The following is a 9,470-nucleotide window of genomic DNA, read 5'->3' on the forward strand; positions in this document are numbered from 1 at the left end:
TTTCGAAATAGCCGCGTAGGCGTGCCTGCCTTGAATAGCCCGATCGAGCCGAAGCAATCGAAAGACTATGTCAAATTTAATTGCCGGCCATGACGGCGGGTCTTAGCGTTGCATCACAATCGACCGAGTTGGATTGATGCGTTTGTGTGAGCGGCGGCAGCCCTTAAACGGCGGCCGCTATCGTAAGACGTCGAGCCATTCATTGCTGAAGATGAGACTGGCAATCGTGACAGGATCGCCCTTCTCGTTGCGAACGGTCACGGCGATCGTCATGCGATCACCCGCGGGCAGTTCGTCACGGGCCACATCCAGCAGGATGCGGGTCACCTCTTTCGGAATGTCTTCACGAGATCTGAGCTCGGTGCCGTGCTCGTCGCGCGTGGGACCTTCGCCGTTGTGTAGATCGAAATAGTAGCGAGCCATGTTTTTTCCTGCGCGTCACAGGGAGAAATCACAGATGAAGACAATTGTTCCGAGGCTAGGCATTGATTCTTAAAGAAAATATAGGTCGCACCGAAATGGTCCGGAATTTTTTCGATATCGGCTGACAAGCCCGTGATTGAATCCCTGCTGCTCAACCTTGGAAGCCGCGATCTGCTGTCGACCGAAGAGGAAAGCCATCTCAGAGCGATCATCGTCAAGGACAGGTATTTTGCAGCCGGGGAGGATCTCGTCTCCGAAGGAAGCCGGCCGGGCTACAGCACGCTGTTGCTCGACGGTTTTGCGGCGCGCTACAAAGTGATGGCCGATGGCAGTCGCCAGATCACCGCGCGCCACGTCGCTGGCGATTTTGTCGATCTGCACGCTTTCCCAATCAAGAAGATGGATCATGGCGTCGTTGCGATGTCGTCCTGTCATGTGGCTTTCGCCGATCATGCCGATCTCAAGGCGATCACCGAAGGCATGCCGCATCTGACCCGGCTGCTCTGGCTCGATACGCTGGTCGACAGCGCGATCCACCGCGAGTGGATCGTTGCCATGGGCCGGCGTTCCAAGCGCGCCCATATCGCTCACCTCGTCTGCGAACTCTTCGTGCGGCTGCAGGTGGTGAAGCGGACGCGGGGCGCAAGCTTCCAGTTTCCGTTGACGCAGATCGAGATGGCCGACGTGCTCGGCGTCTCGGTCGTCCACCTCAACAAGACGCTGCAGGCGCTCAAGCGCGAGGGCGTGTTCACCTGGGAGAACCGGACGATCACCATCGTTGACTGGGAACGTCTGCAGGAAATCGCCGAATTCGATCCCGGTTATTTCAGCATCTCCAGGGAGCCGCGCTAAAGGTTGTGCGAGGCGGGCCGAGGCATGGCACAATCCGGTGACGGCAGCTCATTCCGATTGACAAGCCATCTATTCCAGCACCTCCAACCAGCTCGGCGAATTTGAATCCGGCATGATGGCGGCAGCCCTCGGGCCGGTCGCCACCGGCGGGCTCGGCACGATCGTCGTCGTCGCCCTGTGGATGCGGCTCTTCCCGGATCTCACCAAGGTCAAGACGCTGCAGGGCTAGCGTATCTATACGCGTTGAAAGCGGCGACCGCTCCCGTTAGGTTCGGCCCGAAACATCATTCGGCGGAGCCGCGCGTGACGACAAATTTTCTATCCTATGTGCTTGCGGCGGTTTTCACGTCGGTGCCGGCTGTGGCGCTGGCCGATTGGCAGGCGGTCGAAGAGGTGCGGCCCTATTCGATATCAGGCGCGTCGGGGGCCGGGCTCTACGCGTCGATCGGCGAGCGTGGGCCGAAGGCAAGCGGCTTTGGCCGGGCAATCGCGCATACGACCTTCAAGCTGACCTGGACCAGGAAATACGAACCGCAGGGAAATGCCTGCGTTATCGTGACCAACCGGCCGAAGCTCATCATCACCTATACGCTGCCGAAACCATCTGCTGCGCTGCCAGCCGCCGTGAAGAGCAGCTGGGAGGGCTTCATATCAGGGGTGCAGGCGCATGAGCGGGTGCATGGCGAGACCATCAAGGAGATGGTCAAGGAAATCGAGGCGACGAGCATCGGCCTCACCGTTGCCGACGATCCCGACTGCAAGAAGATCAGAATCGAGCTGACCCGCCGGCTCGGCGAGATCTCGCAAAGACAGCGCCAGCGCGGCCGCGACTTCGACAAGATCGAAATGGGCGATGGCGGCAATATCCAGCAGCTCATCCTCAAGCTGGTGAATGGGCCGTAGCGGATAACGGGCGACGTTCTCAATGCGGTGTGGCCCGGAAAGCGTCGGGTGTGGCTATCAGGCCGCAGCCAAATGCATGGGGGTCACCTTTGGCGCGCGCGCTTCGTCGCTATCAAGCCTCGGTGAGTGCGTTCAGATCGCGGACAAGGGCTATCAGGTGCGGCAGCAACTCTATTCGATACCGCGGCGAGGGCAGCGAAACGGGCCAGGCGTTTTTCGGGCCGAAATAGACGGCATGCATGCCGGCGTTGTCTGCTCCAAGAATATCGGCCTCGGGATTGTCGCCGACGAAGAGACAGTTGTCGACGGACAGGTCGAGACGGCTAGCAGCCAGCTCGAAAATTTCCCGTGCCGGTTTACGAAGGCCGATATCTCCTGAAATGACTACCACGTCGAGCCCTTCGTTCAGTCCCGCCGCCGCGATTTTCGGTCGCTGAACATTGCCTTCGCCATTGCTGACGACGCCGATTAGAACGCCGTATTGCTTCAGTGCCGAAATGGTCTGTTTTGCCCCTGACATGGGAACAGCCATGCCGGGATACACTGCCTCGAAGTCGTGGAAGAGGGCTGTTGCAAGCTCGTCTGGAAGACCGAATGTCTCCGCCAGGCGCGGATAAAGATCGCGCTTTCTTACCAGGCCGGCCTTCTCCAGCTGTAGGAATTCAGCAATGTAGCACTGTTCCTCGACACCGTGCTCGCCAAGGCGAAATCGCTGATATTGGAGCGGCAGGAAGGTGAGGACGGTAGCGGTCTTGTCGATGAGGGTCTCGTCAAGATCAAAGAGGACCGCTCTAATCATAGTGTCCCGCCCGATGCTCACTCGAAGGATTGTTCTGTAAAGCCGGTAAAGCGGAAAACCGGATCGGGGTCAAACCTCACGAATCGAATGGACGATCGACAGCGGCGCAAATCAGAGATGAAAAGACGGTTGAGCGCTTCATCCCTGGACCTGCCTGGCCACCGTCCTATCTCCTCCGCCATAACAAGGCGCAGACACTCAGAGGAGGAGCGAGATGTCCTATGTCGATGGTTTCATCGTGGCGGTTCCGAAGGGGAATATCGAGGCCTACAAGGAATTCTCGACCTTCGCCGGCTCGATCTGGAAGGAATATGGCGCGCTCGAATATGTCGAATGTATCGGCGACGACGTGCCCTATGGCGAGCTGACCTCCTTTCCACGCGCCGTGCAGGCGAAGGAGGACGAGGTGGTGGTGTTTTCCTGGATCGTCTACGGCTCGCGCCAGGAGCGCGACGATATCAACGCCAAGGTGATGGACGATCCCAGGCTCAAGGGCGACCAGTGGCAGATGCCGTTCGACGGCAAGCGGATGATCTATGGTGGCTTCGAGATGCTGCTCAGGCTCTGATGCTTGTCTTCCAAATGCCATGCGCTTGACGTTCCATTCTCCCCGATTAAGCGCATAATCTCTCCACGGGGTTTGGCCGGCTACCGGCTGCCGCCGTGGGGGGACGGAGATGCAGCGACGTGATTTCATCAAGGGTCTGATCGTGCTTGGCGCTTGCCCGGCCTGTGCCGGTGCCGGCTTTGCCGCCGAAGGTGCGCATTGGAGCTATGAGGGCCAGTCCGGCCCCGACCACTGGGGCGCGACGGCGCCGGAGAATACCGCCTGTTCAGCCGGTTCGCAGCAATCGCCGCTCGATCTGACGGGTGCTGTCAAGGCGGAGCTTCCGCCAATTGCGATCGACTGGAAGGCTGGCGGCAGGATCGTCAACAACGGCCACACGATACAGGTCAACATGCCCGGTGGCAGCAGGCTTTCGCGGGCCGGTAACAGCTACGAGCTGCTGCAATATCATTTCCATGCGCCGAGCGAACATCATGTCGACGGCAGGAGCTTCCCGATGGAGGCGCATTTCGTCCACAGGCACAAGGAAACCGGCACGCTTGGGGTGCTTGGTGTATTCGTGACACCGGGTGCCGCCAATTCCGGCTTCTCGCGGCTGGCGACCGCCTTTCCGAAAGCGGCTGGCGGCGAAGCTGCGGTTGACGATGTCGACCCGAACGGGCTGCTACCGAAAGAGCTCACCTATTGGTCCTATGAGGGGTCGCTGACAACGCCGCCTTGCAGCGAGATTGTCGATTGGATGGTGCTCAGGCAGCCGATCGAGGCCGACGAGAACGATATAAGCGCCTTCACGACGCTCTATCCGATGAATGCCCGGCCGGTGCTTGCCGCCAACCGGCGCTTCATCCTTTCTTCTTTCTGAAGCGGTCAGTGGTTTGCCCGCGCAAGCTTGACTTGCACGCGCAAGCTTGACTTGCGCCAGTCAACGCGCCAACTCGCGAGAGATGTCATCTCGAAGAGGGAGAGCGCCTTGCCTCAGACGATCCTCACCTTGTCCACACGCGGACAGGGCCTTTACGAGTTCACGCACCAGGCGGAGGCCTTCGTCAGCGCGTCGGGGCGGGAGGAGGCGCTTCTGACCGTCTTTGTACGCCACACATCCTGTTCGCTGCTCATTCAGGAAAATGCCGATCCCGACGTGCGTACCGATCTTCTCTCCTTCTTCCGCCGCCTCGTGCCTCCGGCCTCCGATCCCGACATGGGCTGGATCGTGCATAGGGCCGAGGGGCCGGACGACATGCCGGCGCATATCAAAGCGGCGCTGACCCAGGTCTCGATCGGCATTCCCGTTGCCGATGGGCGGCTGATGCTCGGCACTTGGCAGGGCCTCTATCTCTACGAACATCGCGACCGGCCGCACCGGCGCGAGGTCGTGCTGCATCTCAGCCCGTGAGGAGAGTTAATTCTTGTGAATGCAAACTGAATGCCCGGTTCGAACGCCATTCAGTTTGCTGCGTTTACTGTCGAGACAATCCCTGAAGGGAGACTTTGGAATACCAATCGACGGAGACACCCCATGACGCATTTCCTGACCAAGGCTTCGCTTGCCGCTCTGCTCGCCCTCTGCACTATTCCGGCCACTGTTTCCACGGCGGCCGCCGCCGGACCGCAGACGAACTTCGTCGTCGAGGCGCAATATCATCGTCCGATCCGCGGCTGCTCGCCGATGCATGCGGTGCGCAAGGCGCGTGATTTCGGCCTGCAGAGAGCCCATATCACCCGTATGTCGCCGCGGGTCGTCGTCGTTGCTGGGCGCGACCGCCGTGGTTGGGACAGGATCACCTTTGCGAATGTCCGAGGCTGCCCGCTGATCCGGCGCTGAGGACTGCGACCGGAGGCGCCGATGCGGCGCTTCCGGTCCGCTTTTGCCTTGACGCTGACACTTTCAGCCGTCTCTTCTCTGACCTGTATGACTGATTCCCAAATGACGCTTCGGCGTAATGCAGACTAATGGGGAGGGCGGCTCGACCGGCCCGACTTTCAAACGAAAAGGTTTTTCGATGATGCAGTTTCTGGCAAAGGCGGGTCTTGCCGTCATGCTGACAGCCGGTACCTTGGCCGGCACGGTGGTCCCGGCTGCCGCCCAGTTGAATATCATTATTGGCGAGCCGGACCGTGGTCCGCCGCAGGATTACCGCCGTCCGCCTCCGGGCTACGGCCGGCCGTCGCGCGGCTGCAATCCGCGGCTGGCCGAAGATATGGCCCGGGATTACGGCTTCCGCCGTGCACGCGTCGTCGACATCACGCCACGCCGCGTGATCGTCCAGGGCTGGACGCGTCGCGGCCCCGATGAGATGAGCTTCGCCAATGTCCGCGGCTGCCCCGCCCTGCGCCGCTAATCGTTGGAAGAAGACGCCGCCCCGTCTCCCGATGCGGCGGCTAAGAACCGCCTTCGCCCGTCTCCCCGGATCGGCAGGGGCGGTTTTCTTTTGCGCTCAGTTTGACTGCGCTCTTTCCTCCGGCATCATCGCGGGCCTTGTGTATGAATCCAAGACCCCTCCCCAACCCCTCCCCACAAGGGGGAGGGGCTAAGCCGTGGCCCCGGCGGGACCAAAAAGCAGACGTGTCGCTGGCTGTTATCGCTCTACGGATTGCTACGATGGAGGTCATGTGAAGTGGGGGCGGCATGTTTGCCCCTCCCCCTTGTGGGGAGGGGTTGGGGAGGGGTCTTGCTTTGTGAGCGGCAGCCGCCGGCGCCAGCCGGACAGCATCGGCCTTTGTGCCGAGGATCTGCTGCCTATCAACCGGAGGCAGATGCTTGGGGCACAAGCCGGATGATGACGAAGGTCATTGGCCGAATTTGTCAGCAGTCTGAGCGCCGCGCATCTGAAAAGACGCGCGGCGCTTTCATTTTACTGCTCGATGGCGAAGGTCACGGTGACGCTGACATTGTAATTGTTCTCACCGCCCTGGACGGGAACGGCAGCGTCGGAGGCCTCCTTCATCATCGTGGCGCGATAGACCGGCTGCGGCATTGCGCGCGGCACATTCTCGTTGATCTCGAGGATGCGGCCGAGCTTGACGCCGGCGGCTTCGCTCAGCGTCTTTGCCCTCTTGACGGCATCGGCGACCGCGGCCTTGCGTGCCTCTTCGAAGGCGGCGTCCGGCTTGTCGTTGGTGAACTGGATTTCGCCGCCCTGGTTGATGCCGAGGCTGACGGACTGGTCGATCACCGCGCCGAGCTTGGCGAGATCGCGCAGCCTGACGGTGACCGAATTGATGGTCTGGTAGCCGATCAGCTGTGGCTGCTGCTGCTGGCCATCGACCGGCTGCGGATAATTGTATTGCGGCTGGATGGAAAAGCCGGAGGTCTGCAGGTCGCGCTCGGCAATGCCGCCGCTCTTCAGCGCGGCTAGCACGTCGTTCATCGCCTTGTTATTCTCGTCGAGCGCTTCGCGGGCGGTTTTCGCCTGTTTGACGACGGCGAGATTGACGACGGCCATATCGGGAGCGACGGACGATTCGCCATCGCCGGTTACCGAAATCACCGGCTCGCGCGGCTTTGTCTCCTGCGCGAAGGCGGGCGTTGCGGCAGCGAGCGGCAGCGCCAGAAGGGCGGTCATCAGGACAGTTTTGGTATAGATCGGCGCCATGTTTTCATTCCTTGGTTGTCGTTTCCCGGAACAGCTTTCTGTCGGTTGATTGTGAAGCTATTGCGGCGGAAAAGACAGGCGCATGCGTCGCGAGAGAAAAATCTAAGCGGTGCATGCATTGGAGCTTGAACCCGGAGGACGTCCGCCGACCGTCAAAAGCCGAAACGGCTGGATCGGAACCGACGGCCCGCTATCATATGGCCGATCATCGACGACGAGGAAGCAATGTTCGAAACGCTCGATCTCGTTCCGTCCGAGATCGCCACCGCGATTTCCGATGGCCTGAACGCCTTCAATGAGAGCGCTGAGATCAGACGCGAGGCCTTCGCCATCGTCTGGCGGGAAAACGGACGGCTTGCCGCCGGAATAACGGCGTCCGTTTCCTTCTCTGTTCTTTTCTTCGGTAATCTGTGGGTCGAAAAATCGCTGCGGCTCAGCGGCATCGGCAGGAAGCTGATGGCGGCGGCGGAAGAGGAAGGACGCCGCCGCGCCGCCGTCATGGCTTGCGTCGACACGCTCTCGACCCAGGCGCCGGACTTTTACCCGAAACTCGGATATGTCGAATTCGGCAGGGTCAGCGGGCATGCGGGAGACCGGCCCGTTGACCGGATCTGGTTCCGGAAGGAATTTTCCGCCGCAACTTGATCAGAAGCCGCTGGCGGCTTCCCATCAGATATCAACTGAAATGACATTGGAGGACGTAATCGCGGGGGGGCAGACGAGTCTGTTGACTCGCCAATTGTCCTACTAGGCGCCGAAATCGTCCATGAAGGATGGATGGATAGCGGGCTTGCGCTCTTCGCGGGCGTCGCGAATGCGTTGGGGAACAGCACCGAGACCGGCGACGAAACGGGTGAGGAGATTGCGGTGGAAAAGTTTCTGTATGGCACTCATGGCAGTTCACTCATTCTTTTTTTTGTTAGCCGGCGGCATATATTTTGCCCAGGCTGCCATAACAATGGGCAATTTTGCATGACAGTTATGTGACGGTGCATGGCTTGGGCGGGACTGGCCTAAAAGGTGATCACATTGGCGTTAGAAGGGGCCGCCGAGAGCGGTCGGCTGCTATAAATCCTCGTCTGTGGTCGCCGCGGCGTGGTAGATTGCACGCTCGGGGTAAAACCATGCCCCTCCGAAGGAGAAGCTCAGATGAACCGATTTTTCGCATTTGTCGCGACCGGAACGCTGATCAGCCTTGCCACGATCATCTCTGGCTGCACTTCGTCCGGAAGCGTCGACCAGACGTCGTCGATCGGCGGCGGTTATTATGAGCGTCAGCCGCTTAATCCGGCGTGTGGGGGTGGGTTCAGGCCGAGCGATGGGCGTTCTTGTAGCTATTAGAAATGTGCGCAGATCGGGCATGATGCCGTGCTAATAGCTGCACGGACGATCAGGACACGCCCGCCGCCGAGATCGGTTACCCGCTTGGGCCGTGCCGCAATGAACATCACCACCTTGAACTCCTGCTTGGCGTCCAAGGTTATCACTCAGTGAAGCCCTTGCAGTCTATTTCGCCGCTCTGCCAGCAGTTCATTTTGAACCAAATTCCTGGCATTGTCCGAAAGACCATTCGGCCCGAGCAGACCAAGTTCGGTAAACCGCGCTTCAATTTCCTTAGGAATGCTATCCGCTTCGTGTTGGCAAAGGCGCACGAGCCACTTCCATTCGTCGCTAGTCATATCCCTGTGTACGACCATGAATTGCTACTCCTCCCGAGAACAACGACATCCATTAATAAGTACCACAACTTCTATCGAAAGGCAGGTGGCTCGACGATCAGGCTGATCATACGCGTATCAATCCGCAAAGCGCTGCACGAACGCGAAGTTTCCGATCATTCTCAATAAATCTCGACCAGCCGATGGTTTGGCAACCGTGGTGCATACTTGTCGCAGTCTCACGCGACGATCAGCACGAACTCGCTTCCTAGCCTGCTCAGGCGTAGGCAGAAAATCAACACACCGATCCTTCTGCCGTATCGGCGTTTCGTCCTGCTGTGAGGGTTTCTAGAGGAAATTGCCGTCAGTGACGGCCACCCCACCGTCAAAAGACAATCGCGACTTTTTAGGGATAGCCGCGCAAGCCGGACTTTTATTTGCGTACTGTCGTCCGGATCAGGATGATCTCGAAGCGCTCCTGCTTTGCAAGAAATCGAGCATGCTTCGAAGCGGCTTAAGGGAACTTCGAAAGGTTTCCGAAATTCCGTGACCTTGCCCCGTTGAAATAATCCATTTTGAAGTAAGCTCTGGCCCATTGAGAGGACCAGAGGATGAAGCGCAATCGTTTCACAGACGAACAGATCATCGGCATATTGAAGGAGCACGAGGCAGGC

The 9,470-nt window shown here is 59.5% G+C and carries 15 protein-coding genes and 1 pseudogene; 10 read left to right on the forward strand and 6 right to left on the reverse strand.

The genetic code is table 11. The features are described from left to right. Positions 1–177: 177 nt before the first annotated feature. Positions 178–423 (reverse strand): DUF6894 family protein, encoded by a 246-nt coding sequence (locus GFM02_RS34295; protein ID WP_168324173.1) that lies wholly within the window; start codon positions 421–423, stop codon positions 178–180. A 132-nt stretch (positions 424–555) separates the two neighbouring features. Between GFM02_RS34295 and GFM02_RS34300 the strand changes: the two genes are divergently transcribed. From GFM02_RS34300 to GFM02_RS34310, 3 genes and pseudogenes are all read left to right on the forward strand, one after another. Further along, complete coding sequence (locus GFM02_RS34300; RefSeq protein ID WP_168324174.1) at positions 556–1,275, forward strand: helix-turn-helix domain-containing protein; 720 nt, start codon at positions 556–558, stop codon at positions 1,273–1,275. A 76-nt stretch (positions 1,276–1,351) separates the two neighbouring features. Beyond that, positions 1,352–1,504 (forward strand): annotated as a pseudogene (locus tag GFM02_RS34305) (MFS transporter); the annotation flags it as partial. Between the two features lie 14 nt (positions 1,505–1,518). Next, complete coding sequence (locus GFM02_RS34310; RefSeq protein ID WP_205930593.1) at positions 1,519–2,178, forward strand: DUF922 domain-containing Zn-dependent protease; 660 nt, start codon at positions 1,519–1,521, stop codon at positions 2,176–2,178. A gap of 112 nt (positions 2,179–2,290) precedes the next feature. On the opposite strand, the gene GFM02_RS34315 is transcribed toward GFM02_RS34310, so the two are convergent. After that, positions 2,291–2,998: an HAD family hydrolase gene (locus GFM02_RS34315; RefSeq protein ID WP_348644016.1), complete on the reverse strand. Its 708-nt coding sequence runs from the start codon at positions 2,996–2,998 to the stop codon at positions 2,291–2,293. Positions 2,999–3,191: 193 nt separating this feature from the next. On the opposite strand from GFM02_RS34315, the gene GFM02_RS34320 reads away from it, so the two are divergent. The 5 genes from GFM02_RS34320 (at position 3,192) to GFM02_RS34340 (ending at position 5,884) form a co-directional block, all read left to right on the forward strand. Next, positions 3,192–3,545, forward strand: a complete 354-nt coding sequence (locus tag GFM02_RS34320) for a DUF1428 domain-containing protein (RefSeq protein ID WP_020050973.1) — start codon at positions 3,192–3,194, stop codon at positions 3,543–3,545. Positions 3,546–3,654: 109 nt separating this feature from the next. Continuing rightward, positions 3,655–4,407, forward strand: coding sequence for a carbonic anhydrase (locus GFM02_RS34325; protein WP_168306998.1), 753 nt, complete (start codon positions 3,655–3,657; stop codon positions 4,405–4,407). Between the two features lie 108 nt (positions 4,408–4,515). Next, positions 4,516–4,938, forward strand: a complete 423-nt coding sequence (locus GFM02_RS34330; RefSeq protein WP_168324176.1) for a secondary thiamine-phosphate synthase enzyme YjbQ — start codon at positions 4,516–4,518, stop codon at positions 4,936–4,938. Between the two features lie 123 nt (positions 4,939–5,061). After that, the gene (locus GFM02_RS34335; protein ID WP_168324177.1) at positions 5,062–5,367 is read left to right on the forward strand and encodes a hypothetical protein; all 306 of its coding nucleotides are present in this window, start codon (positions 5,062–5,064) and stop codon (positions 5,365–5,367) included. A 178-nt stretch (positions 5,368–5,545) separates the two neighbouring features. Beyond that, positions 5,546–5,884, forward strand: a complete 339-nt coding sequence (locus GFM02_RS34340) for a hypothetical protein (RefSeq protein ID WP_168324178.1) — start codon at positions 5,546–5,548, stop codon at positions 5,882–5,884. A 513-nt stretch (positions 5,885–6,397) separates the two neighbouring features. Here GFM02_RS34340 and GFM02_RS34345 read toward each other — a convergent pair. Continuing rightward, positions 6,398–7,138: an SIMPL domain-containing protein gene (locus GFM02_RS34345; RefSeq protein WP_168324179.1), complete on the reverse strand. Its 741-nt coding sequence runs from the start codon at positions 7,136–7,138 to the stop codon at positions 6,398–6,400. Positions 7,139–7,363: 225 nt separating this feature from the next. Between GFM02_RS34345 and GFM02_RS34350 the strand changes: the two genes are divergently transcribed. Next, positions 7,364–7,783, forward strand: coding sequence for a GNAT family N-acetyltransferase (locus GFM02_RS34350; protein WP_168324180.1), 420 nt, complete (start codon positions 7,364–7,366; stop codon positions 7,781–7,783). 102 nt (positions 7,784–7,885) lie between these two features. On the opposite strand, the gene GFM02_RS34355 is transcribed toward GFM02_RS34350, so the two are convergent. Beyond that, positions 7,886–8,032: a hypothetical protein gene (locus tag GFM02_RS34355; protein ID WP_018242953.1), complete on the reverse strand. Its 147-nt coding sequence runs from the start codon at positions 8,030–8,032 to the stop codon at positions 7,886–7,888. A gap of 255 nt (positions 8,033–8,287) precedes the next feature. Here GFM02_RS34355 and GFM02_RS34360 point away from each other — a divergent pair, with 255 nt between their 5' ends. After that, complete coding sequence (locus tag GFM02_RS34360; RefSeq protein WP_077978844.1) at positions 8,288–8,479, forward strand: hypothetical protein; 192 nt, start codon at positions 8,288–8,290, stop codon at positions 8,477–8,479. A 146-nt stretch (positions 8,480–8,625) separates the two neighbouring features. Here GFM02_RS34360 and GFM02_RS34365 read toward each other — a convergent pair whose 3' ends face one another. Continuing rightward, positions 8,626–8,835: a hypothetical protein gene (locus GFM02_RS34365; protein WP_012558428.1), complete on the reverse strand. Its 210-nt coding sequence runs from the start codon at positions 8,833–8,835 to the stop codon at positions 8,626–8,628. A 200-nt stretch (positions 8,836–9,035) separates the two neighbouring features. Continuing rightward, on the reverse strand, positions 9,036–9,470 hold a 435-nt coding region (locus tag GFM02_RS34875), incomplete at its 5' end, for a hypothetical protein (RefSeq protein WP_205930594.1).

The organism is Rhizobium leguminosarum bv. viciae (assembly GCF_012276115.1).
Classification (GTDB): Bacteria; Pseudomonadota; Alphaproteobacteria; order Rhizobiales; family Rhizobiaceae; genus Rhizobium; species Rhizobium leguminosarum_T.